This window comes from Bradyrhizobium diazoefficiens (genome assembly GCF_016612535.1).
Taxonomy (GTDB): domain Bacteria; phylum Pseudomonadota; class Alphaproteobacteria; order Rhizobiales; family Xanthobacteraceae; genus Bradyrhizobium; species Bradyrhizobium diazoefficiens_C.
The window spans coordinates 2,369,226-2,389,651 of the sequence record NZ_JAENXS010000001.1; the positions used below are offsets into that span (position 1 = coordinate 2,369,226).

Genomic DNA, 20,426 nt, shown 5'->3' on the forward strand with positions numbered 1-20,426 from the left:
GAAGAACGACCATGGCGACCCACAAATTGCTGCTGCTCCCCGGCGACGGTATCGGCCCCGAGGTGATGGGCGAGGTGAAGCGGCTGATCGATTGGCTCAATTCGGCCGGGATCGCCAAATTCGAGACCGACACCGGCCTGGTCGGCGGCTCGGCCTATGACGCCCACAAGGTCTCGATCTCCGAGGGCGACATGGCCAAGGCGATGGAAGCTGACGCCATCATCTTCGGCGCGGTCGGCGGCCCGAAGTGGGATGCAGTGCCCTACGAGGTGCGCCCCGAAGCCGGTCTGCTGCGCCTGCGCAAGGATCTCGCTTTGTTCGCCAACCTCCGCCCCGCCGTCTGCTATCCGGCGCTCGCGGATGCCTCCAGCCTGAAGCGCGAAGCGGTCGAGGGGCTCGACATCGTCATCGTGCGCGAGCTCACCGGCGGCGTCTATTTCGGCGAGCCCAAGACCATCACCGATCTCGGCAACGGCCAGAAGCGCGCCATCGATACCCAGGTCTACGACACCTATGAGATCGAACGCATCGGCCGCGTCGCCTTCGAGCTGGCCCGAAAGCGCAAGAACAAGGTGACGTCGATGGAGAAGCGCAACGTCATGAAGTCGGGCGTGCTTTGGAACGAGGTGATGACCCAAATCCACAAGCGCGAATATCCCGACGTCACGCTTGAGCATCAGCTTGCCGATTCCGGCGGCATGATGCTGGTGAAGGCGCCGAAGCAGTTCGACGTCATCGTCACCGACAATCTGTTCGGCGACATGCTGTCCGACATCGCGGCGATGCTGACCGGATCGCTCGGCATGCTGCCCTCGGCCTCGCTCGGCGAGGTCGACGTCAAGAGCAAGAAGCGCAAGGCGCTCTATGAGCCCGTGCACGGCTCGGCGCCTGATATCGCAGGCCAGGGCCTCGCCAATCCGATCGCGATGATCTCGTCCTTCGGCATGGCGCTGCGTTATTCCTTCGACATGGGCGCGCTCGCCGACAAGGTCGACGCCGCGATCGCCGCGGTGCTCGCCAGTGGCCTGCGCACCGCCGACATCAAGTCGGAAGGCGCCACGGCCGCCTCGACCACGCGGATGGGCGAAGCGATTCTGAAGGAATTGCAGAAGCTGCACGCGTAACGGCAAGCACCGCCATCGTGGGGTGGGTTAGCCCTGCAGATGCGCGAAGCGCATCTGCTCGGCGTAACCCACCTCTTCTGTCTCCGCGGAAATTAAAGTGGTGGGTTACGCCTTCGGCTAACCCACCCTACGAAATCTCAGGAGCCGCTCCATGGACACCTCACCCCGCCCCAAGATCGCGGAAACCATCATCCATGAGACGGTGCGCCGGCGCGAGGCGCAGATCGGGCGCCGCTGCGAGATCCTCGGCCATACCCGCATCGAATATGCCTCGCTCGGCGACTACTCCTATCTCGGTGAGAACTGCGACGTCGCCGACGCCGTCATTGGCAAGTTCACCGCCATCGCCAATTCGGTGCGGATTGGCGCGCCGAACCATCCGATGGGCCGGCCGTCGCAGCATCGCTTCACCTATGTCCCCGAATATTACGACGCGACGGCGAGCCGCGACCGCGATTTCTTCGCCGATCGCCGTGGTGATCGCGTCGTCGTCGGCAATGACGTCTGGATCGGCCACGCCGCCATCCTGCTGCCGGGCGTCACCGTCGGCGACGGCGCGGTGATCGCCGCGGGCGCGGTCGTCAGCCGCGATGTCGAGCCCTACACCATCGTCGGCGGCGTTCCCGCGCGCGCCATCCGCAAGCGCTTCGATGAGTCCGTCACGGAAAGCCTGCGCCGCATCGCCTGGTGGGATTGGTCGGATGAGCTCATCTTCGAGCGCCTCGCCGATTTTCGCTCCGAGGCGATCGAGGACTTTTGCAGGCGCTATGACCCGGCTTTTGCGGCGGGCCGCTGAATCGTAGGGTGGGTTAGCCATGCGGGTTGCGCGAAGCGCAGACCGCTTGGCGTAACCCACCTCTTCTATCTCCGCGGAAACGAAAGTGGTGGGTTACGCCTTCGGCTAACCCACCCTACGACACCTCGCACAAGCAAAAAGGCCGGGCGTGAGCCCGGCCTTTGATTCGGTCGATACCGTCCGCCTCAGTACAGCGGGAAATTCTGCGGATAGCCGCCGACATCGGCCGGCGTGGCGAGCGGCTGGCGATCGATCGGGCGGTTGTTGTTCTCGCGCGCGAAGGATGGATAGCCGACGGCCGGCGGGAAGGCGTAGTCGGTGAACTTGCGATCGCCCGGATTGACCTCCGTGCCGCCATCGAGCCACGAGCGCTTGCTCACATAGATACGGGTTCGTCCCTGCTGGTAGACCGCATTGGGGCCGCTCGGGCCGTAATAGTGCCGGCCGCGATCATCATAGCGTGGCTTGGTCTTGGTGTCGGCCGAAGCCGGCGCAGCGAAGGCCACAGCAACCACGGCGCCCGCCGCAACCCAGGCAGCCAATGTGTTCGCGGCAGAGAATTTCGTCATCACGTCCCCTTCAGGCGGCAAGCCGCCAGTCGATTTCGACCCCATACTAGCCCGGACGGGGCAGCCGCAACTAGGTCAATTCAGTCACACCAGCCCGGAATAATCGTGTGCGCCGGCAAAAGTTGCATGAATACCAGCCACTTGAGCTTGATGCGCCTCAAAGCGCGCCGCGCAATTGCGCGTTCGCGGCGCCCAGCAGCCAGTCCGCCGAGCCGCCTGCGTCGCAGGAGCGGCGCTTCAGCTCCGCATGGGCGAAGAATTCCGCCAGCTTCGGCTCGTTGCCGGACGTCAGCAGCGTCAGCCGGTTCAGCGTGCAGGCGATCGCCGCACGCCGGGCCGGCATGGTGTCGCTCTGGCAGGAGAAGCCGGAGATCTGCAAGCCGGGCTCCTCGTTGCGCTTGAGGTAGCCGAGGCAGGCCAGTGTCCCCTCTGCCGTGCCGGTCGGCCGGAACAGGGCGACGGGGCCAAATTTGGTGTCGATCATGCCGGCCTGTTCGAGCGAGGCGGTCGGGTCGAGGCGCATCCGGACAGCCAGGTCTGCGGTCGCCGGACGCGTCACGTCGAACTCGCTGCCTTCCCGGTAGATTTCGAGCTCAGCCACCGGCTTGTCGGCGTCGCCGGTCCAGCGCATCACGTCGCGGCGGCCTCCTTCGGGATGCCGGAAGATCGTGTAAGGCGCTGTTTTTTCTGATGATTCAGGCCGACTGAGGGCGAAGGCCGGATGCGAGCGGGAGGCCTCGGCCCAGCCCGGCCTCGAAACGGACTCATCGTCGCGCAAATCCGGTAGCTGGTCGAGACCCGCGAGCGCGAGGATGGCAAACAGGACCAGCGCCCCCACATAGGCAAACAGGTGCGCCAGCGTGCCGACGATTTCGTCGGCGAAATTGGCGAGCGCCAGATGGATCTGGGTGGAAGTTGCGGCCGTGCCGGCCTCAGGCGACTGCATCCACGGCCTTCACGCATGGTCCAACGTTGTCTTGAGGCCGGTTCTCGCATAGAAGCGCTGCTCTTCCTGTTTAAGCGTCAGCTCGAGGGAAGGCCTTTTTCATCGGAGAGTGAACGATGGGTTACAAAGTCGCAGTCGTCGGCGCGACCGGCAATGTCGGACGGGAAATGCTGGGCATCCTCGATGAGCGCAAATTCCCCGCGGACGAGGTCGTGGCGCTGGCGTCGCGCCGCAGCGTCGGCGTCGAGGTCTCCTATGGCGACCGCACCCTGAAGTGCAAGGCGCTCGAGCACTATGATTTCTCCGATGTCGACATCTGCCTGATGTCGGCGGGCGGCGAAGTGTCGAAGGAATGGTCGCCGAAGATCGGCGCCGCCGGCGCGGTCGTGATCGATAATTCCTCGGCCTTCCGCATGGATCCGGACGTCCCGCTGATCGTGCCGGAAGTGAACGCGGATGCGACCGCCGGCTTCAAGAAGAAGAACATCATCGCCAACCCGAACTGCTCGACCGCGCAGCTCGTGGTCGCGCTGAAGCCGCTGCACGACAAGGCGACCATCAAGCGCGTCGTGGTCTCGACCTATCAATCGGTGTCGGGTGCCGGCAAGGATGCGATGGACGAATTGTTCTCGCAGACCAAGGCCGTCTACACCAACCAGGAACTGGTCAACAAGAAATTCCCCGCGCGCATCGCCTTCAACGTCATCCCCCAGATCGACGTCTTCATGGAGGACGGCTACACCAAGGAAGAGTGGAAGATGATGATGGAGACCAAGAAGATTCTTGATCCCAAGATCAAGCTCTCCGCGACCTGCGTACGCGTGCCGGTGTTCGTCGGCCACTCCGAAGCCGTCAACATCGAGTTCGAGGACCCGATCAGCGCCGACGAAGCGCGCGACATCCTGCGCAAGGCGCCCGGCTGTCTCGTCATCGACAAGCACGAACCCGGCGGCTACGCCACGCCGTATGAGGCGGCCGGCGAGGACGCGACCTATATCAGCCGTATCCGGGAGGACGCGACGGTGGAGAACGGCCTCGTTCTCTGGTGCGTGTCCGACAATCTGCGCAAGGGCGCCGCCCTCAACGCGATTCAGATCGCGGAAGTGCTGATCAACCGCAAGCTGATAGCCGCGAAGAAGAAGGCGGCGTAAAGAAGGTCTCGTAGGGTGGGTTAGCCCTGCGGACTGCGCGAAGCGCAGACCGCTCGGCGTAACCCACCACTTCTGCGACCGCGGAGATTAAAGAGGTGGGTTACGCCTTCGGCTAACCCACCCTACGCAGCCGAGCTATGCCGCGTCCCTGACGCTGCGAAATTCCTTCGCGTCCTTGTCCAGCACGAACAGCGATCCCTCCGCGACGCCGAAATAGGCGCCGTGGGTCTGCATCTGGCCGCTGTCGACCGCTTTCTGCACGAACGGGAACGTCATCAGGTTTTCCAGGCTGCGGAACACCGCGGCCTTCTCGATGCGCTCGACGAATTGCGCCATGGTCTCGTGGTCGCGCTGCTCGACCACTTCGCCCGGCTTGATGAACATCTGCATCCATTTGCCGATAAAGTCGCCCGGCGTGAGCGGCTCGATCTTGTCGACGAAGGCGCGGATGCCACCGCATTGCGCGTGCCCGAGCACCACGATGTGCTTTACCTTGAGCACGGTCACCGCATATTCGAGCGCAGCCGAAACGCCATGCGCATTGGCATCGGGCTGATACACCGGCACCAAATTGGCGATGTTGCGCATCACGAACAACTCGCCGGGCCCGACGTCGAAGATCACCTCGGGCGAGACGCGGGAATCGCAGCAGCCGATCACCATCACTTCCGGGAACTGCCCCTTCACCGACAGCTCGCGGTAGCGGCTCTGCTCGGTCGGCAGCCGCTGCGTGGCGAAGGCCTTGTAGCCGTCCAGCAATTGCTTCGGGAATGTCATCATGGCCTATGCCTAATCATATACCGCTGGTGCGAACAAGCCTTTCGAATAGGCAGCCCAGATGCTATCGGCTTCGGTCATCATGGAGACGAGGAAACCGGAAGGAACGTAGCATGACCCGCCCCCGCCGCAGCCATCTGTTCATGCCGGGCTCCAACCCGCGCGCGCTGGAGAAGGCGCGGAATCTCGCCGCCGACGGCCTGATCCTGGACCTCGAAGATTCCGTCGCCCCCGACGCCAAGACGGTGGCGCGCGACGGCATCGCCGCCGCGATCGCGGACAAGGGGTTCGGCAAACGCGAGATCCTGATCCGGACCAACGCTCTCGATACGCAATGGTGGGCCGATGACGTCGCGATGGCGGCCAAGGCGTCGCCGGATGGAATCCTGGTTCCGAAAGTTTCAAGCATCGAGGATCTTCAGGCGATCGGCAGCCGCCTTGCGGAGCTCGGCGCGGCGCCATCAGTGAAGGTCTGGGCCATGATCGAGACCGCGCGCGCCGTGCTGCATGCCGAGGAGCTGGCCGAGGCCGGTCGCGATCCCAAGACGCGCCTCTCCGGTTTCGTGTTCGGCCCGAATGACATCTCACGCGAGACACGGATCAAGATGCTGCCCGGCCGCGCCGCGATGATCCCGATGATCACCCATTGCATCCTGGCGACGCGCGCCCATGGCCTCGAGATCCTCGACGGTCCCTACAGTGACATCGCCAACCCCGATGGCTTCGCCACCGAATGCGCGCAAGGCCGAGACCTCGGCTTCGACGGCAAGACGCTGATCCATCCGTCGCAGATCGATGCCTGCAACGCCATCTTCACCCCGCCCGAAGAAGACGTCGCGCGCGCGCGAAAAATCATCGCGGCGTTCGAGCTGCCGGAAAACGTGTCGCGCGGCGCGATCCGCCTCGACGGCGCGATGGTGGAGCGCCTGCATGCCGACATGGCAAGGCGCACGATCGAGATCGCGGATGCGATTGCCGCGATGGGGAAGGGCTGAGGGCGGACTCCATCAGCTAATCGCGGTACCGGCAGAACTCGTCCCCGTTCTCGTATTCGATACACGTCTTTACGCGAGCACGAGGCGGGAGCTCATAGGAATAGCGGCCCTCGCTCCGGTCCATAGAGCCATATCGGCGGCCGCGATCCATATCATCATCGTCGCGCCGCCAATTTCGGCCGGTGGTCTGATGGTCCTCATCCTGGTCCATCATGCGCCCCATCTGGCGCTGACGCATGCGATCCGTGTCCATGCGGTCCTCGCCACGCTGCCGCGTCGTCCAATCTCGATTGATCCGCGTGTCTTCGGCGCTGCGGCGGTCTCGGTCGCGGGTTTGGTCCGACTGCTGCGGGGTGCGTTCCGGCTGAGTTGGGGTGTTTTGGGTTTGGGATTGGCCTGACTGTTGTTGGGTGCGCTCGGGGCCAATTTGACTTGAAGATTGGTTAGTGTCCGGCGTCATCTGCTGAGCAGACGCGCTGACGGGAATGAACCCGGAAGCTAGGAACAGGATGGCTGCTAAGTCTGATCGACGCATGAGTTCACCTCGCGGGTTTGCTGTGTAACCGCGTGGCTCAGCGTTGGTTCTTAAGAATCTTTGCTTTTCGAGGCACCGTAACAAGGCGCTGGGTGTCAGGCGAAAAAGGCTGCCGCTTCGGGCAAGCGTCAATGCACCCCCGAGTGTGCTGCTCCACAGCCGTGCTTAACCTTGTAAACCGTCAGGATCGGTGACCCTGCTGAGGAACCTGAGCAGCTGCGAGCCGCCTCAGCGCGGCGCCACGTCAGCGCGGTCGAGCGACTCCAGGGTCGAGGCGTTGCCGCAATAGCCGTGGTAGTTTTCCACGGCGGTGCCGTGGGCGAGATCGCGGTCGCATTGTGCCTTGTGGCTGCAGAGCGAGCAGACCCGCTCCATGTCGCGCAGCAACAGCGGCTGCGCTTGCCCGAGGCGCTCTGTGCTGATGCCGAGTTGCTCCAGCATTTTCGGCAGCTCGTCGGCAGAGTGCTTTCCGTGGCGGACCAGTTCCTCAAGATCATCAGGTGCGATCCTGAGATCGTTGGCGATCCGGTCGAAATCGGAGCGATCAAGCTGCCGCAACTCGCTCAGCTCGCGGCGATGCTTGAGCCAGTTCGCGAAGGATTCGATGAGGTCCTGGACGATGGGATAAGGCCTGCTTGCGGTGCTCATGCGAGGCTCCATTCGGGTCGTGGAATTGGAGCGACACTAGGCACAATGGTGCAGACGCGCGTTGCGCTGGATCAAATTGAGAATGAGGCCGCGGTCTCCGCTGCACCTCTCCCGCTTGCGGGAGAGGTCGCGCCGAAGGCGCGGGTGAGGGTTCTCTCCTCTAGGGGATTGTCCCGACGTGGAGACACCCTCTCCCCCGCCCTCTCCCGCGAGCGAGAGAGGGGGCGCACCGCCTGCGCGTCGTGCTACGCGAACCGCTCCGTCGCCCACGCATACAAACTCCCCGGGATCGGCTTCTCGCCGCCTCGCCCCTTGGGCGAGATGTGCAGGCCGATGATGTCGGGGTTGGTGACGAGGCCAAGATAGCTCGAGGGATCGAAGAACAGTTTTGGCTCGGCGTGCACGGCGTAGAACGACTGCTTCGGCAGCGCATTTTGCAACTCACCGGTGCGGCGGGCGAGCGCGCTGAGCGCGGCGGGCCCGAAGATCGCGACGCGAATATCAGAGAGGCGGTTCGAGCCGCCGCGCAGGCGGCGCATCGCAAAGGCGATGCGATGGCGCAGCGACAGCCAATCCGGCGTCAGCTCCTCCTGCTCCATCAGCTCTTCGAACGCCGTGACGATGCCGTGCTGTGGCGGCAGATAAATCACGGAGTTGCCGAGCTGGCGCGGCCGCTCCCAGGCGAAATAGGGCTTTGCCGGATCGATTGTGGCGGGCCTGAGCAGCAGCACATCGGCATCGAGCCAGAGGCCAAGACCCTTCGCCATCAGCTTCATGCGGAAGAAGTCGCTGAACTGGAGCGTGGTCCAGTCGCGCCAGCTGCCGTCCGGCTGCGGCGGCCGCAACCGTTCGGAGAAGGCGTGCGGCAGGATCGCTTCGGCGTCCGCATTGCCGACGCCGGCGGGAAGGCCTGGAATGGCGTCGAAGCTATAGACCGTGACCTTGTGGCCGGCCGCCAGCTGCGAGCGCAGACAGGTCTGGCGCAGCGCGTCCATCGGGCCATGCCAGAAGGTGACAATCTCGGGCAGCATGGGCGGGAGCTATACGGGATAATCGGGGCAAAGAAAAAGCCCCGGCGCGCGTCGCGCACCGGGGCTCGAAACAGAAAGCGATCTCAGGCCCAGGCGCGTTCGGTCTTGAGCTTCGCTTCATACGTATCGATCGAGGACTTCTTCTCCATCGTCAGACCGATGTCGTCGAGGCCGTTGATCAGGCAGTGCTTGCGGAACGGATCGATCTCGAACTTGACCTTGCCACCGTCGGGACCGCGGATCTCCTGGTTCGGCAGGTCGATCGTCAGCGTCGCGTTGGCGCCGCGCTCGGCATCGTCGAACAGCTTGTCGAGGTCTTCCTGGCTGACGCGGATCGGCAGAATGCCGTTCTTGAAGCAGTTGTTGTAGAAGATGTCGCCGAAAGAGGTCGAGATCACGCAGCGGATGCCGAAGTCGAGCAGCGCCCAGGGCGCGTGCTCGCGGCTCGAGCCGCAGCCGAAATTGTCGCCGGCGACCAGCACCTTGGTGTTGCGATAGGCCGGCTGGTTCAGCACGAAATCCGGGTTCTCGCTGCCGTCGTCCTTGTAGCGCTGCTCGGAGAAGAGCCCCTTGCCGAGGCCGGTGCGCTTGATGGTCTTGAGGTACTGCTTCGGAATGATCATGTCGGTGTCGACATTGATGATCTTCAGCGGCGCCGCGACGCCTTCCAGCGTGGTGAACTTGTCCATGGTTGCGCTTCCCGGGAATGGTTAGGGACCGCGTATTTATCGCGATCGGGGCCCGAATCCTAGGCCGATTTCGGCAGATCTACTCTGCTTGAGCCTCAATATCAGCCATATCGTCGTCCGAGAGGCCGAAATGGTGGCCGATCTCGTGGATCAGGACGTGGCGGACGATGTGGCCGAGGCTTTCGTCGTGCTCGGCCCAGTAATCCAGGATCGGCCGGCGGTAGAGCCAGACCATGTTGGGCAGCCGTGCCACATCGCCAAGACTTTGCTGGGGCAGGCCGACGCCCTGGAACAGGCCGAGCAGGTCGAACTCGCTCTCGCATTCCATCTCATCCAGGACCTCCTCGGTCGGGAAGTCTTCGACGCGGATGATCAGGCCCTCACAGAGGCCGCGAAATTCCGCCGGCAGGCGCTCGAAAATGTCGTGCGCCGTCACTTCCATCTCGGCCAGCGAGGGCGCTTTCAGGTCCGTCCACATGCGCTTGTCTTAGCGCGGGTTCCGCGCCGATGCATCCGGCTTTATAAGCGCGTGAGGTTGACGGGCGCCGCCAAAACGGGGAGCTTGGGGCCTCGATGGGGAACGGTTCAGGTGGGCAGTAAAATGCGAGCAAAAACAGCACTGACGCTACTGTGCATGGGGTTGTTTTCGCAGTTGGGCGTGAGTAGTGCCCAAGCGCAGACGGCTGGCACAGAACTCCGTGTCGCCCAGGCCGCCTCGTCCGACGACGTCCCGCCGCCACGCAGGCGGCCCCAGACGCGTCTGCGCGTCACGCCCTACTACACGCCGGACGGCGTCTATCCGCGCTACAACCCAGGCCCGGACGCGGTCCGTGAGTGCAACGTCGCCTATGTGCAGGAACACAGGCCGAGTGGCACCGTGATCACGCCGCATATGAGCTGCTATTGGCGTCGCGGCTGACGCGCTCTCATGTCCGGGTAGCGCGCCGATCAGTCCGGCGCCGACGATGAGCGCACAGTGTCGGGCGGAGGTCGTCATGACGAGATGGATCGCATTGGCTGTTATTGTCGGGCTTGCCGCCAGCCTGCCGCATGTGTCCGCGAGGCAGAGGGTGACGAAGCTGCCCGATGCATCGGCCGGGCGCGCGGTGTTCGATGCGCGACGTCATGTGCGTGACGGCGACATGACCCGGTACTCTCCGCGTCCTGATCCGCACTATTATGCACGGCCCATCTATTATCGTCCCTATCCTTACGGCGTGCCCGCGCCGTTCGTGTTCGGCTACGGACCGTGGTGGTGACGCGAGGAACGCGTTCATTCATGGGACGTTCAACTCGCTGTTCCTAGTTTAATCCCGGGAGCGACCGCAATGAACAGCGATGGCGCGCGACGCTGCGCCGCAATGTCGCTGTTCACATTCAGGGAGAAATTCCATGCTGAGGATGTTGAATCCCGGGACAAGCCCGTTGCGCTTGCTCGGGCTTGCGGCCGTTGCCACGCTGATGATGGCGGCCGGGACTGCGCGTCGCGCTGAAGCGATGACGCCGATCAACCCGACGGCGTTGCCGGCAGCGAAGGCTGCGGGCGACGACATGATCACGCAGGTCCGTCATGGCGGCGGCGGAGGTGGCGGAGGACATGGTGGAGGTGGAGGTTTCCACGGCGGTGGCGGTGGCTTCCACGGTGGTGGAGGACACGTTGGCGGCTTCCATGGTGGTGGCTTTCGTGGTGGTGGTTTTCATGGCGGCGGCTTCCGCGCCGCGCCGGCCTTCCATGGTGGCGGCTATCGCTACGGCGGCTTCCATCGCTATGGCGGATATCACCGCTTTGGAGTCTATCGGCCCCATTATGGCTATCGCCATTTCCACCGGCGCTATTACGGTGGCTACTATCCCTACTACCACCATCCGCGTCGCTGCCGGATCATCTGGACCTATTACGGCCCGCGCCGCATCTGCCACTGGCACCATTGGCACCGCTGGCACCATCCGTATCGCTATTGGTAAGTACGGTCGACATGAAAAGGGCGCCCCAGCGGCGCCCTTTGTTCATCCCGCGGCTTAGAGCCAATCCTTCAGCTTCCGCGACGCAGATTTCCACGGCATCAGATTCTCGATCTTCCACTGCCTGAAGATCGCGGGCGGCCAGCGGCTGAGCCTTGACGTCTCCTCGACCTCGGGCTTGGCGACGATGCGCAGCGGCGTTGTACGCCGCCGGTGCTGGCGGGTCGCATCGCTGATCAGATCGACATAGTCGGGCTTGTTGGCCATGAGATGCGTCCCCGCGAAACCGCCGCGAGGATGCAATGTGGGCGAAGCGGCTTAACGGCCGTTTGTCGCTTTAGGTCAAATTGCAGGGAGCGGCTTAGCGCCACTCCCGGACGTCGACGAAGTGACCCGCGATCGCAGCCGCCGCCGCCATAGCCGGCGACACCAGATGCGTGCGGCCCTTAAAACCCTGGCGTCCCTCGAAGTTGCGGTTCGAGGTCGAGGCGCAGCGCTCCTCCGGCTTCAGTTTGTCCGGGTTCATCGCGAGGCACATCGAGCAGCCCGGCTCGCGCCATTCGAAGCCGGCCTTGATGAAGATCTTGTCCAGGCCTTCAGCCTCCGCCTGCTCCTTCACGATGCCGGAGCCGGGCACGACCATGGCGTTGACGGTGCCTGCGACCTGCTTGCCTTCCGCAATCTTGGCGGCGGCGCGTAAGTCTTCGATGCGGCCGTTGGTGCAGGAGCCGATGAAGATACGGTCGAGCTTGATGTCGGTGATCTTCGTTCCCGCCGTCAGGCCCATATATTTCAGGGCGCGATGCTTGGAGAGACGCTTGGCCTCGTCCGCGATCTTGTCCGGATCGGGCACGAAGCCGGTCACCGAGATCACGTCCTCAGGGCTCGTGCCCCAGGTCACGATCGGCGGCAGCTTGGCGGCATCGAGGCGCAGCTCGTGATCGAAATGCGCGCCTTCGTCGGAACGCAGTTTTTCCCAATAGCGCATCGCCGCGTCCCAGGCCGCGCCCTTCGGCGATTTCGGCCGATCACGCAGGAAGTCGAACGCCTTCTGGTCCGGTGCGACCAGACCGGCGCGCGCGCCGCCTTCGATCGACATGTTGCAGACCGTCATGCGGCCTTCCATCGACAGCGCGCGGATGGCGTCGCCGGCATATTCCAGCACGTAGCCGGTGCCGCCCGCGGTGCCGATCTCGCCGATGATGGCCAGGATGATGTCCTTGCCCGTCACGCCGTCCGGCAATTTGCCGTCGACGCTGACGCGCATGTTCTTGGCCTTCTTCTGGATCAGCGTCTGCGTCGCCAGCACATGCTCGACCTCGCTGGTGCCGATGCCGTGCGCGAGCGCGCCGAACGCCCCATGCGTCGAGGTGTGGCTGTCACCACAGACGATGGTGGTGCCGGGCAGCGTAAAGCCCTGTTCGGGACCGATGACGTGGACGATGCCCTGGCGCTTGTCGAACTCGTTGTAATATTCGATGCCGAATTCCTTGGCGTTGTCGGCTAGCGCCTTGATCTGCTCGATGCTCTCCGGATCGGGATTGGGCTTGCTGCGATCGGTGGTCGGCACGTTGTGGTCGACCACGGCGAGCGTCTTCTCGGGCGCATGCACCTTGCGGCCCGTGGCGCGCAGGCCTTCGAACGCCTGCGGCGAGGTCACCTCGTGCACCAGATGGCGGTCGATATAGAGCAGGCAGGTGCCGTCGTCGGCTTCATGCACCAGATGGTCGTTCCAGATCTTGTCGTACAATGTGGTCGGCTTGGACATGAGCTTAGGCTCCGAACAATGTGTGTCAGCGATGAGCGCGGGTGGCGCGCGGGGCAACAAAATCGTCTTCAGCGCAGCCTTTAAGCTGCGGGACTAAGCTCTGACGTTGCCGAGGTCGCGAAGCGCCCGAAGAACCGGCCAGGCAGCCGCGAGCGATCGTCGATGACGACGCGCTGGGGGGTTACGAAGCTGGTCGGATCTGGAAACATTCCAGGAATATATAGCAGGGAGATTTGGAAGCGCGAGGGCTTTGACGCGCACGGCTGAGGCAACAAAAAAGCGCGGGGTGTTTGGCCCCGCGCTTTCTAGAAACTTGCCTGGTAGCGAAGCTTACTCGTTGACGGCCTTGGCGTGCTCAGTCTTCTCGACGATGCGGGCCGACTTGCCGCGGAGATTGCGGAGGTAATAGAGCTTGGCGCGACGCACCTTGCCGCGACGCACCACCTTGATCGAATCAATCATCGGCGACATCACCGGGAACACGCGCTCCACGCCCTCGCCATAGGAGATCTTGCGGACGGTGAAGCTCTCGTTGAGGCCACCGCCGGAACGGCCGATGCAGACGCCTTCATAGGCCTGCACGCGGGTGCGGTCGCCTTCGACGACCTTCACGTTGACGATCACGGTATCGCCGGGACCGAACTCCGGAATGACCTTGCCGGCGGACAGCTTGTCGAATTGCTCTTTTTCGAGCTGTTGGATCAGGTTCATGGGGTAATCTCCATCGGCGCGCCCAGCCTTGCGAAACGGGGGCCGCGCGAAATTCGTTTATCCAGCCATTGCGGATGTGGCCGCTCCTATAAGGCAAGCCGGAGCGTTTGTCACCCGTCTGTCTTGTTTTTTGGCGTTTTTTGGCGTCCGGGCCGATTCGGGGCTTTGGCCGGGATTTGGGCCCACAGATCCGGCCGCCGGGCGGCCGTCAGAGCCTCGGATTCGGCCCGCCGCCAAGCCGCGACCTTGGCATGGTCGCCGGAGGTCAGGATCTCCGGGATCGGAACCCCTTCGAACAGCTGCGGACGGGTGTATTGGGGATATTCGAGCAGGCCGTCCGAAAAACTCTCCTCGGTTCCCGAGGCCTCCTTGCCCATGACGCCCGGCAGCAGCCGCACGCAGGCGTCGATCAGGGCCAAAGCGGCGATTTCGCCCCCGGAGAGCACGTAGTCGCCGATCGAGACCTCCTCCAGGCCGCGCCCGTCAATCACCCGCTGGTCGATCCCCTCGAACCGCCCACAGACGATCAGGGGGCCAGGTCCCTGGGCAAGCTCCACGACGCGGGCCTGGGTCAATGGCCGACCGCGCGGGCTCATCAGCAGGCGGGGCCGGTCGGGCCGAATATCAGCGACATCGATCGCGGCCGCCAAGACATCCGCCCGTAGCACCATGCCCGGGCCGCCGCCTGCCGGGGTGTCATCGACGCTGCGGTGGCGGTCGGTCGCGGAAGCCCGGATGTCGCAGGCCTCGATCTCCCACAGCCCGGTGGCCAGCGCCCGGCCGGCCAGGCTCACGCCGAGTGGCCCCGGAAACATCTCCGGAAACAGCGTCAGCACCGTCGCGCGCCAGGGCGTTGTCATCGTATCCAAAACGTCTCGTCGTCCGGCGAAGGCCGCGACCCATAGCCACCGCAGGCAATTTTGCGATGATCGGAGCCACCAGCTTAGCCAAAAACCACGGCCTGTGGTTATGGGTCCCGGCCTTCGCCGGGACGACTCGGGGAAAGGTCTTCGTCTCCGTCCTTGTCGCCCTCGATCTCCTGCGGCAGCGCGATCACGACGCGGCCGCCGGCGATGTCGACCTCCGGCACAACTGCGTTGGTGAACGGCAACAACATCGTCGCGCCCTTGAGCGGCGCGATCTCGATGATGTCGCCGGCACCGAAATTATGGATCGCCAGCACGCGGCCGAGCGCATCGCCATCCGTGGTGACGGCGTCGAGCCCGATCAGATCGGCGTGGTAATATTCGTCCTCATCCGTCGCCGGCAGTTTTTCGCGCGCGACATAGAGTTCGATTCCGTTGAGACGCTCGGCGTCATCGCGGGTCGTGACGCCCTTGAACGTCGCGACCAGATGATCCTTGGCTTCGCGAGCCTGCGCCAGTTCGAACTGGCGCTTGCCGTCCTTGGAAACAAGCGGCCCGTAGCTGCGTACGGCAAAGGGATCTTCCGTAAAAGTCCACAATTTGACCGCACCGCGCACCCCATGCGCGGCGCCGATCCGCGCGACGCAGATCAGCGCCGACATGATCGAACCTTAACTCTTCGCGGCGGCTTCGGCCTGCGCCTTGCGCTCCTTGCGCGGCACGGCCTTCTCCGGGTTGCTGCGCGCTTCGCGCTTCTTGACGCCGGCGGCGTCGAGGAAGCGCGAGACGCGGTCCGAGGGCTGCGCGCCCTTGGCGAGCCAGGCCTTGACCTTGTCCATGTCGAGCTTCAGCCGGGTCTCGTTGTCCTTCGGCAGCAGCGGGTTGAAATAGCCGAGACGCTCGATGAAGCGGCCATCGCGGGGGAAGCGCGAGTCGGCGACGACGACGTGATAGACGGGACGCTTCTTGGTGCCTGCGCGGGCGAGGCGGATAACGACGGACATTTGGTTCTCCTTTAAAGTACAGTCTGTTCGGTTGATTGGTATTCCGCGTTGCGCGGGACGCTTATCGATCCCGCGCGACGAATTCCTCATTTCTTCTTGCCTGGAAAACCGCCGAGACCCGGCAAGGTCGGCTTGCCGCTCAGCCCGGTCAGTCCAGGAACGTTCGGCAGGCCGGTACGCAGACCGGCCGGCAAATCCTTCGGCAGGCTGGGCAAACCCTGTCCGCCGCCTTGCATCTTTTCCTGAAGAGCCTTCATCTCTTCCGGCGAAGGCGGCTTCATGCCGCCGCCAAAGCCCATCGCCTGCGCGATGCCGGCGAGCGGGCCGCGCTTGCCCGAGCCCATGGCCTTCATCATGTCGGCCATGTTCCGGTGCATCTTCAGCAGCTTGTTGACTTGCTCGACGCTCTGGCCGCTGCCTGCGGCAATGCGCTTCTTGCGGCTCGCCTTCAGGAGGTCCGGATGACGGCGCTCGTCGCGCGTCATCGAATCGATCACCGCGACCTGGCGCTTCAAAATCTTGTCGTCGATGCCGGCGGCCGCGATCTGGTTCTTCATCTTGGCGATGCCGGGCATCATGCCCATCAGCCCGCTGATGCCGCCCATGTTTGCCATCTGCGAGAGCTGCTCGCGCATGTCGTTGAGGTCGAACTGACCCTTGCGCATGCGCTCGGCGGTGCGCGCGGCCTTTTCGGCGTCGATGTTGGCGGCGGCACGTTCAACCAGCGACACCACGTCGCCCATGCCGAGGATGCGGCCGGCGATACGATCGGGATGAAAATCTTCCAGCGCATCGGTCTTTTCGCCGGTGCCGATCAGCTTGATCGGCTTGCCGGTGACCGCGCGCATCGACAGCGCGGCGCCGCCGCGGCCGTCGCCGTCGACGCGCGTCAGCACGATGCCGGTGAGGCCGACGCGCTCGTCGAACGCGCGGGCAAGATTGACGGCGTCCTGGCCGGTGAGGCTGTCGGCGACCAGCAGCACTTCATGCGGATTGGCGGCAGCCTTGATGCTTGCTGCTTCCGCCATCATCTCTTCGTCGAGTGTGGTGCGGCCGGCGGTGTCGAGCAGCACGATGTCGTAGCCGCCGAGCTTGCCGGCTTCCAGCGCGCGCTTGGCGATCTGCGCCGGCTGTTGTCCCGCCACGATCGGCAGGGTCGGAATGTCGAGGTCGCGGCCGAGCACGGCCAGCTGTTCCATCGCCGCCGGCCGATAGATGTCGAGCGAGGCCATCAGCACCTTGCGCTTGTCGCGCTGGACCATGCGGCGGGCGAGTTTTGCGGTGGTGGTGGTTTTACCCGAGCCTTGCAGACCGACCATCATGATCGGCACCGGCGGCACGGAATTGACGTCGATGGTCTGGCTTTCGGCGCCGAGCGTGTTGATCAGCTCGTCGTGGACGATTTTGACCACCATCTGGCCGGGCGTGACCGACTTGACGACGGTGGCGCCGATCGCCTGCTCGCGGACGCGTTCAGTGAAGCTGCGTACCACTTCGAGCGCGACGTCGGCTTCCAGCAGCGCCCGGCGCACCTCGCGCATCGCGGCGTCGACGTCCTTTTCGGTCAGCGCACCGCGCCCCGTCAGACGATCGAGAATGCCGCCAAGCCGTTCCGACAGATTGTCGAACAATGCCGTTGTCCTTTTTAACCTCTCCCCGCAAGAGCGGAGCGAGGGAGCAGAAAATCCAAACACTTTTGCGCCCGAGGGCGCATAGCGCTGTCGGGCGTTGACCGCTGGCCTCCAGGGCCAGTCGGCGGGTCGAAAAGAAAGCCTTTCCGAGAAAGTGGCGGGGTTAAACGCCGCTCACGCCCAAAAGTCAAGGAAAGTTAGGGTGCCGGGGGCCGTCCGGTAGGGCAAGAGCCTGAAAATATGACCGTTTTGGCGATGGGTTCCTTTTCTGCTGGCTCCGCCCATATAGGCGGTGATGTCTTACCGCCTTAACCATCCCTAAGTCCGCCCCGCGCCGGTCACCCGCTACTGCTCGCCGGGGCGCAGCAATGGTTGGTGTGCCATCCCCTTGGATCTCCCGCATGAAAACCTACGACGGACCCGTCTCCGACCACTTCAACGGCCTGCACTTCTTTGACCCGGACGGCGCGCCGCCGAGATCGCTCGGCGAGGTGTTCCGCTGGCAGTTCGGCGGTGGGCGGAAGCGCGAGACGTGGCCGGATTGGGTGCCGAACTCCCATGCCGACACCCCGCCGGAACGCGTCGATGGCGACAGGGTGCGGCTTTCCTTTGTCGGCCATGCCAGCTGGCTGATCCAGACCGGCGGCCTCAACATCCTTGTCGATCCCGTCTGGTCAATGCGGGTCTCGCCGGTGGGGTGGGCCGGGCCGAAGCGGCACAACGATCCCGGTATTGCCTTCGATCATTTGCCGAAGATCGATGTCGTGCTGGTCTCGCACGGGCATTACGATCATCTCGACGTCGCGACACTGGCGCGGCTCGCCAAGAATTTTGCACCGCGCGTGGTTACCCCGCTCGGCAACGACGTCACCATGCGCAGCGCTGATTCCGCGATCAAGGCGGAAGCCTTCGACTGGCACGATCGCGTCGAGCTCGGTGGTGGCGTGGCCGTGACGCTGGTGCCGACCCGGCACTGGACGGCACGCGGCATGTTCGATCGCAACAAGGCGCTGTGGGCGAGCTTCGTGCTGGAGACGCCGGCCGGGAAAATCTACGTGGTCTGCGATTCCGGCTATGGCGACGGCGGGCATTTCCGTCGCGTCGCCGAGCAGCACGGGCCGTTGCGGCTCGCGATCCTTCCCATCGGCGCCTACGAACCGCGCTGGTTCATGCGCGACCAGCACATGAATCCGGAGGATGCCGTGAAGGCGCTCGCCGATTGCGGCGCGCAAGCCGCGCTCGGGCACCATCACGGGACGTTCCAGCTGACGGATGAAGCGATCGATGCGCCGGCCAAGGCGCTGGTCGAGGCGCTCGATGCCGCCGAGATTTCGCAGGAGCGGTTCGTGGCGATGAAGCCGGGGCAGGTGGTGGAGATTTAGCGTCCTGGCAAACTGCTCGTGCCCCGGACGCATCGCAGCGTCTCTACGACGGTGCGATGCAGAGCCGGGGCCCATGTCGCCGTATAGTGCAGTGTTGCTTTCTGGGTCCCGGCTCAGCGCAGCAGCGTTTCACGCTGCAGCGCGTCCGGGACAAGAGAGCTATTGCTCTTTTGCCTTGATCGCCCAGCTCACATTCACCGTCACCGACAGCGTTTCCTCGCCGGGTGCGACGGCAGCGGGTGCGGCCATCGGCGCAGCGGCCATGCGGCCCTTGAACAACGGCATCGGAGCCCCGCCTTCGACAACGCTGAGCGGCGCGCCCAAGGTGACGCCGGTGGCCTTGGCGTAGATCTCGGCTTTGCGACGCGCGTCCACCACCGCCTGCTCGCGCGCGTCGTCGAGCAGCTTTGAGGCCTGCGTTACTTCGAAGGAGATGTTGCCGATGTCGTTCGCGCCGGCGCCGACCAGCGTGTCGATGATGCCGGCGACCTTGGTCACGTCGCGAATTTTGACGGTGACGCGGTTGGAGGCGCGGAAGCCGACCACGGGCGAGGCACCGGTGGATTTGTTCTGGCCGTATTGCGGCTGAAGCGACAGCCGCGAGGTCTGGTAGTCCTTCTCGGCAATGCCGATGCCCTTGAGAGCCAGCAGCACCTTGCCCATCGCGGCGTTGTTGGCGTCGGATGCTTCCTTCGCCGTCTTGGCGTCGTTGGCGACGCCGGCATCGATCTGCGCGAGGTCGGGCGCCGCCAAAACGGTCGCCTCGCCGCTCACGGAGATGGCGGAGGGGAAATCATCGGCGAGTGCGGGCGCTGCCAGCAGGGTGGCGGCAGCGAGGATAGCGGCGACGGCGACAGGCTTTTTCATCGGTCTCACTTCAGCGGTACGAACACGTTGATCACGAGCTTGTCCTCGGCCGTCTTGAGGGGATCGGTGAGGTACTCCTCGATGAAGGTGTCCTTGGCTTCGAGCTTCTTGTCGTCGAGGTGATTGGTGATCGCCTCATAGGTGTTGTCCATGTTGTCGTAGGAGCCGCGATGGACGAATTTCAGCGCCTTGCCCTCGGGCGATTTGCCGATGCTCATGTCCTTGGTCAGGTTCTTCGGATCCTGCTCGACCGGGATTTCGGCGAGGAAGGTGAAGCCGGTGTCGTCCGTGGAGGTGTAGACGATCATCGGATTGCCCGCGTGCTTGATGCCCTGCTTGTCGAGCAGCGCGTTCAGCGTCTTGAAGGCGTCGACCAGGGTGTCGAAGGCCGAGTCCCAATTGGCGGTACCCTTGATCATCACGACCTTCTTGGCCTCGAGCGTGGTCTCCAGGCCAAAGGGATCGGCGCTCTGCACCGGGGCGGGCGTGGCGGCAGCAGCGGGCGGCGGGACCGCCGGGCTGGGTGAGGCATTGGCTGCGGGGGATGGCGATGCTGCAGGTAAGGGCGAGGCACTGGCCGCCGGAGACGGCGTTGCCGCCGGTGCGGGCGAAGCGCCCGCGGCCGGGGAGGCTGAAGGCGCCGGCGCGGGACTTGTCGGAGAAGGACTTGTCGGAGAAGGACTTGCCGACGCGGCGGGCGCCGGGCTCGTCGTCTGCGCCAGAGCGCCGGACAGGCCAAACGACAAGACCGCTGTCGGGATCAGCGCGGCCAGAGCGAGACGGCAAAAGTGATTCATTCTATCTATTCTCCCCGAGGCCCTGATCCACCAAGGCCTTAATCCGACCGCGCGTCCCGGTTCGCGCGTCCCGCGCCGTTCTAACACGCGAGCGCCGAATTCGTCCCATGACAGATGCGTCATGGGTCCACGTTGGCTGCCGGCGCCAAATCACTGGCCAAGCCGCCAAGGATCGCC

At 64.1% G+C, this 20,426-nt stretch carries 25 protein-coding genes; 9 read left to right on the forward strand and 16 right to left on the reverse strand.

Going from position 1 to position 20,426, the window contains the following annotated elements; genetic code table 11:
* The first annotated feature begins 11 nt into the window (after window positions 1–11).
* Both leuB and JJE66_RS11160 read left to right on the forward strand, forming a co-directional pair.
* On the forward strand, window positions 12–1,124 hold the full coding sequence (gene leuB, locus JJE66_RS11155) for a 3-isopropylmalate dehydrogenase (protein ID WP_200514317.1): 1,113 nt from the start codon (window positions 12–14) through the stop codon (window positions 1,122–1,124).
* Between the two features lie 151 nt (window positions 1,125–1,275).
* Window positions 1,276–1,920, forward strand: coding sequence for a DapH/DapD/GlmU-related protein (locus tag JJE66_RS11160; protein WP_200514318.1), 645 nt, complete (start codon window positions 1,276–1,278; stop codon window positions 1,918–1,920).
* Between the two features lie 185 nt (window positions 1,921–2,105).
* Here JJE66_RS11160 and JJE66_RS11165 read toward each other — a convergent pair whose 3' ends face one another.
* Together JJE66_RS11165 and JJE66_RS11170 are read right to left on the reverse strand one after the other, a co-directional pair.
* Window positions 2,106–2,534, reverse strand: coding sequence for a hypothetical protein (locus tag JJE66_RS11165; protein WP_200514319.1), 429 nt, complete (start codon window positions 2,532–2,534; stop codon window positions 2,106–2,108).
* A 112-nt stretch (window positions 2,535–2,646) separates the two neighbouring features.
* Window positions 2,647–3,435, reverse strand: a complete 789-nt coding sequence (locus JJE66_RS11170; protein WP_200514320.1) for a hypothetical protein — start codon at window positions 3,433–3,435, stop codon at window positions 2,647–2,649.
* A 116-nt stretch (window positions 3,436–3,551) separates the two neighbouring features.
* On the opposite strand from JJE66_RS11170, the gene JJE66_RS11175 reads away from it, so the two are divergent.
* Window positions 3,552–4,586 (forward strand): aspartate-semialdehyde dehydrogenase, encoded by a 1,035-nt coding sequence (locus tag JJE66_RS11175; RefSeq protein ID WP_200514321.1) that lies wholly within the window; start codon window positions 3,552–3,554, stop codon window positions 4,584–4,586.
* 135 nt (window positions 4,587–4,721) lie between these two features.
* On the opposite strand, the gene JJE66_RS11180 is transcribed toward JJE66_RS11175, so the two are convergent.
* Complete coding sequence (locus tag JJE66_RS11180) at window positions 4,722–5,366, reverse strand: carbonic anhydrase (RefSeq protein ID WP_200514322.1); 645 nt, start codon at window positions 5,364–5,366, stop codon at window positions 4,722–4,724.
* Window positions 5,367–5,476: 110 nt separating this feature from the next.
* Here JJE66_RS11180 and JJE66_RS11185 point away from each other — a divergent pair, with 110 nt between their 5' ends.
* Both JJE66_RS11185 and JJE66_RS11190 read left to right on the forward strand, forming a co-directional pair.
* Window positions 5,477–6,358 carry a CoA ester lyase gene (locus JJE66_RS11185; RefSeq protein WP_200514323.1) on the forward strand — a complete coding sequence of 294 codons (882 nt, stop codon included), beginning with the start codon at window positions 5,477–5,479 and terminating at the stop codon, window positions 6,356–6,358.
* A 190-nt stretch (window positions 6,359–6,548) separates the two neighbouring features.
* On the forward strand, window positions 6,549–6,758 hold the full coding sequence (locus tag JJE66_RS11190) for a hypothetical protein (protein ID WP_200514324.1): 210 nt from the start codon (window positions 6,549–6,551) through the stop codon (window positions 6,756–6,758).
* 363 nt (window positions 6,759–7,121) lie between these two features.
* Here JJE66_RS11190 and JJE66_RS11195 read toward each other — a convergent pair whose 3' ends face one another.
* From JJE66_RS11195 to JJE66_RS11210, 4 genes are all read right to left on the reverse strand, one after another.
* Window positions 7,122–7,541 (reverse strand): hypothetical protein, encoded by a 420-nt coding sequence (locus JJE66_RS11195; protein WP_200514325.1) that lies wholly within the window; start codon window positions 7,539–7,541, stop codon window positions 7,122–7,124.
* 245 nt (window positions 7,542–7,786) lie between these two features.
* Window positions 7,787–8,572: a hypothetical protein gene (locus tag JJE66_RS11200; protein WP_200514326.1), complete on the reverse strand. Its 786-nt coding sequence runs from the start codon at window positions 8,570–8,572 to the stop codon at window positions 7,787–7,789.
* Window positions 8,573–8,655: 83 nt separating this feature from the next.
* Window positions 8,656–9,261 (reverse strand): 3-isopropylmalate dehydratase small subunit, encoded by a 606-nt coding sequence (gene leuD, locus JJE66_RS11205; RefSeq protein ID WP_200514327.1) that lies wholly within the window; start codon window positions 9,259–9,261, stop codon window positions 8,656–8,658.
* Between the two features lie 79 nt (window positions 9,262–9,340).
* Window positions 9,341–9,739, reverse strand: coding sequence for a metallopeptidase family protein (locus JJE66_RS11210; protein WP_200514328.1), 399 nt, complete (start codon window positions 9,737–9,739; stop codon window positions 9,341–9,343).
* Window positions 9,740–9,895: 156 nt separating this feature from the next.
* Between JJE66_RS11210 and JJE66_RS11215 the strand changes: the two genes are divergently transcribed.
* The 3 genes from JJE66_RS11215 (at window position 9,896) to JJE66_RS11225 (ending at window position 11,226) form a co-directional block, all read left to right on the forward strand.
* Window positions 9,896–10,180 carry a hypothetical protein gene (locus tag JJE66_RS11215; protein WP_200515329.1) on the forward strand — a complete coding sequence of 95 codons (285 nt, stop codon included), beginning with the start codon at window positions 9,896–9,898 and terminating at the stop codon, window positions 10,178–10,180.
* Window positions 10,181–10,256: 76 nt separating this feature from the next.
* Window positions 10,257–10,520 carry a hypothetical protein gene (locus tag JJE66_RS11220; RefSeq protein ID WP_200514329.1) on the forward strand — a complete coding sequence of 88 codons (264 nt, stop codon included), beginning with the start codon at window positions 10,257–10,259 and terminating at the stop codon, window positions 10,518–10,520.
* A gap of 133 nt (window positions 10,521–10,653) precedes the next feature.
* Window positions 10,654–11,226 (forward strand): hypothetical protein, encoded by a 573-nt coding sequence (locus JJE66_RS11225; RefSeq protein WP_200514330.1) that lies wholly within the window; start codon window positions 10,654–10,656, stop codon window positions 11,224–11,226.
* A 54-nt stretch (window positions 11,227–11,280) separates the two neighbouring features.
* Here the strand turns inward: JJE66_RS11225 and JJE66_RS11230 are convergent, their stop codons facing one another.
* From JJE66_RS11230 to ffh, 7 genes are all read right to left on the reverse strand, one after another.
* A complete protein-coding gene (locus JJE66_RS11230; RefSeq protein ID WP_200514331.1) occupies window positions 11,281–11,490 on the reverse strand; it encodes a hypothetical protein in 210 nt (69 codons plus the stop codon).
* Between the two features lie 94 nt (window positions 11,491–11,584).
* On the reverse strand, window positions 11,585–12,991 hold the full coding sequence (leuC, locus tag JJE66_RS11235; protein WP_200514332.1) for a 3-isopropylmalate dehydratase large subunit: 1,407 nt from the start codon (window positions 12,989–12,991) through the stop codon (window positions 11,585–11,587).
* A 330-nt stretch (window positions 12,992–13,321) separates the two neighbouring features.
* Window positions 13,322–13,702 (reverse strand): 50S ribosomal protein L19, encoded by a 381-nt coding sequence (gene rplS / locus JJE66_RS11240; RefSeq protein ID WP_200514333.1) that lies wholly within the window; start codon window positions 13,700–13,702, stop codon window positions 13,322–13,324.
* Between the two features lie 110 nt (window positions 13,703–13,812).
* Window positions 13,813–14,562 (reverse strand): tRNA (guanosine(37)-N1)-methyltransferase TrmD, encoded by a 750-nt coding sequence (trmD, locus tag JJE66_RS11245; protein ID WP_200514334.1) that lies wholly within the window; start codon window positions 14,560–14,562, stop codon window positions 13,813–13,815.
* 107 nt (window positions 14,563–14,669) lie between these two features.
* Window positions 14,670–15,230, reverse strand: coding sequence for a ribosome maturation factor RimM (rimM, locus tag JJE66_RS11250; RefSeq protein WP_200514335.1), 561 nt, complete (start codon window positions 15,228–15,230; stop codon window positions 14,670–14,672).
* 9 nt (window positions 15,231–15,239) lie between these two features.
* On the reverse strand, window positions 15,240–15,572 hold the full coding sequence (rpsP, locus tag JJE66_RS11255) for a 30S ribosomal protein S16 (protein ID WP_200514336.1): 333 nt from the start codon (window positions 15,570–15,572) through the stop codon (window positions 15,240–15,242).
* Between the two features lie 86 nt (window positions 15,573–15,658).
* The gene (gene ffh / locus JJE66_RS11260; protein ID WP_200514337.1) at window positions 15,659–17,203 is read right to left on the reverse strand and encodes a signal recognition particle protein; all 1,545 of its coding nucleotides are present in this window, start codon (window positions 17,201–17,203) and stop codon (window positions 15,659–15,661) included.
* A gap of 368 nt (window positions 17,204–17,571) precedes the next feature.
* Here ffh and JJE66_RS11265 point away from each other — a divergent pair, with 368 nt between their 5' ends.
* A complete protein-coding gene (locus JJE66_RS11265) occupies window positions 17,572–18,585 on the forward strand; it encodes an MBL fold metallo-hydrolase (RefSeq protein ID WP_200514338.1) in 1,014 nt (337 codons plus the stop codon).
* Window positions 18,586–18,744: 159 nt separating this feature from the next.
* Here the strand turns inward: JJE66_RS11265 and JJE66_RS11270 are convergent, their stop codons facing one another.
* Window positions 18,745–19,452: an SIMPL domain-containing protein gene (locus JJE66_RS11270; protein WP_200514339.1), complete on the reverse strand. Its 708-nt coding sequence runs from the start codon at window positions 19,450–19,452 to the stop codon at window positions 18,745–18,747.
* A gap of 5 nt (window positions 19,453–19,457) precedes the next feature.
* Complete coding sequence (locus JJE66_RS11275) at window positions 19,458–20,249, reverse strand: GyrI-like domain-containing protein (RefSeq protein ID WP_200514340.1); 792 nt, start codon at window positions 20,247–20,249, stop codon at window positions 19,458–19,460.
* Window positions 20,250–20,426: the final 177 nt, after the last annotated feature.

Coding starts and splice junctions, on each gene's coding strand:
- JJE66_RS11210 (WP_200514328.1), bottom strand. CDS start 9,739: ATGTGGACGGACCTGAAAGCGCCCTCGCTGGCCGAGATGGAAGTGACG.
- JJE66_RS11265 (WP_200514338.1), top strand. CDS start 17,572: ATGGTTGGTGTGCCATCCCCTTGGATCTCCCGCATGAAAACCTACGAC.
- JJE66_RS11200 (WP_200514326.1), bottom strand. CDS start 8,572: ATGCTGCCCGAGATTGTCACCTTCTGGCATGGCCCGATGGACGCGCTG.
- JJE66_RS11225 (WP_200514330.1), top strand. CDS start 10,654: ATGCTGAGGATGTTGAATCCCGGGACAAGCCCGTTGCGCTTGCTCGGG.
- JJE66_RS11180 (WP_200514322.1), bottom strand. CDS start 5,366: ATGATGACATTCCCGAAGCAATTGCTGGACGGCTACAAGGCCTTCGCC.
- rplS (WP_200514333.1), bottom strand. CDS start 13,702: ATGAACCTGATCCAACAGCTCGAAAAAGAGCAATTCGACAAGCTGTCC.
- JJE66_RS11190 (WP_200514324.1), top strand. CDS start 6,549: ATGGTCCTCATCCTGGTCCATCATGCGCCCCATCTGGCGCTGACGCAT.
- JJE66_RS11195 (WP_200514325.1), bottom strand. CDS start 7,541: ATGAGCACCGCAAGCAGGCCTTATCCCATCGTCCAGGACCTCATCGAA.
- leuD (WP_200514327.1), bottom strand. CDS start 9,261: ATGGACAAGTTCACCACGCTGGAAGGCGTCGCGGCGCCGCTGAAGATC.
- JJE66_RS11170 (WP_200514320.1), bottom strand. CDS start 3,435: ATGCAGTCGCCTGAGGCCGGCACGGCCGCAACTTCCACCCAGATCCAT.
- leuC (WP_200514332.1), bottom strand. CDS start 12,991: ATGTCCAAGCCGACCACATTGTACGACAAGATCTGGAACGACCATCTG.
- JJE66_RS11230 (WP_200514331.1), bottom strand. CDS start 11,490: ATGGCCAACAAGCCCGACTATGTCGATCTGATCAGCGATGCGACCCGC.
- JJE66_RS11215 (WP_200515329.1), top strand. CDS start 9,896: ATGGGGTTGTTTTCGCAGTTGGGCGTGAGTAGTGCCCAAGCGCAGACG.
- JJE66_RS11270 (WP_200514339.1), bottom strand. CDS start 19,452: ATGAAAAAGCCTGTCGCCGTCGCCGCTATCCTCGCTGCCGCCACCCTG.
- rimM (WP_200514335.1), bottom strand. CDS start 15,230: ATGTCGGCGCTGATCTGCGTCGCGCGGATCGGCGCCGCGCATGGGGTG.
- JJE66_RS11175 (WP_200514321.1), top strand. CDS start 3,552: ATGGGTTACAAAGTCGCAGTCGTCGGCGCGACCGGCAATGTCGGACGG.
- leuB (WP_200514317.1), top strand. CDS start 12: ATGGCGACCCACAAATTGCTGCTGCTCCCCGGCGACGGTATCGGCCCC.
- JJE66_RS11165 (WP_200514319.1), bottom strand. CDS start 2,534: ATGGGGTCGAAATCGACTGGCGGCTTGCCGCCTGAAGGGGACGTGATG.
- JJE66_RS11160 (WP_200514318.1), top strand. CDS start 1,276: ATGGACACCTCACCCCGCCCCAAGATCGCGGAAACCATCATCCATGAG.
- trmD (WP_200514334.1), bottom strand. CDS start 14,562: ATGACAACGCCCTGGCGCGCGACGGTGCTGACGCTGTTTCCGGAGATG.
- rpsP (WP_200514336.1), bottom strand. CDS start 15,572: ATGTCCGTCGTTATCCGCCTCGCCCGCGCAGGCACCAAGAAGCGTCCC.
- JJE66_RS11275 (WP_200514340.1), bottom strand. CDS start 20,249: ATGAATCACTTTTGCCGTCTCGCTCTGGCCGCGCTGATCCCGACAGCG.
- JJE66_RS11220 (WP_200514329.1), top strand. CDS start 10,257: ATGACGAGATGGATCGCATTGGCTGTTATTGTCGGGCTTGCCGCCAGC.
- JJE66_RS11185 (WP_200514323.1), top strand. CDS start 5,477: ATGACCCGCCCCCGCCGCAGCCATCTGTTCATGCCGGGCTCCAACCCG.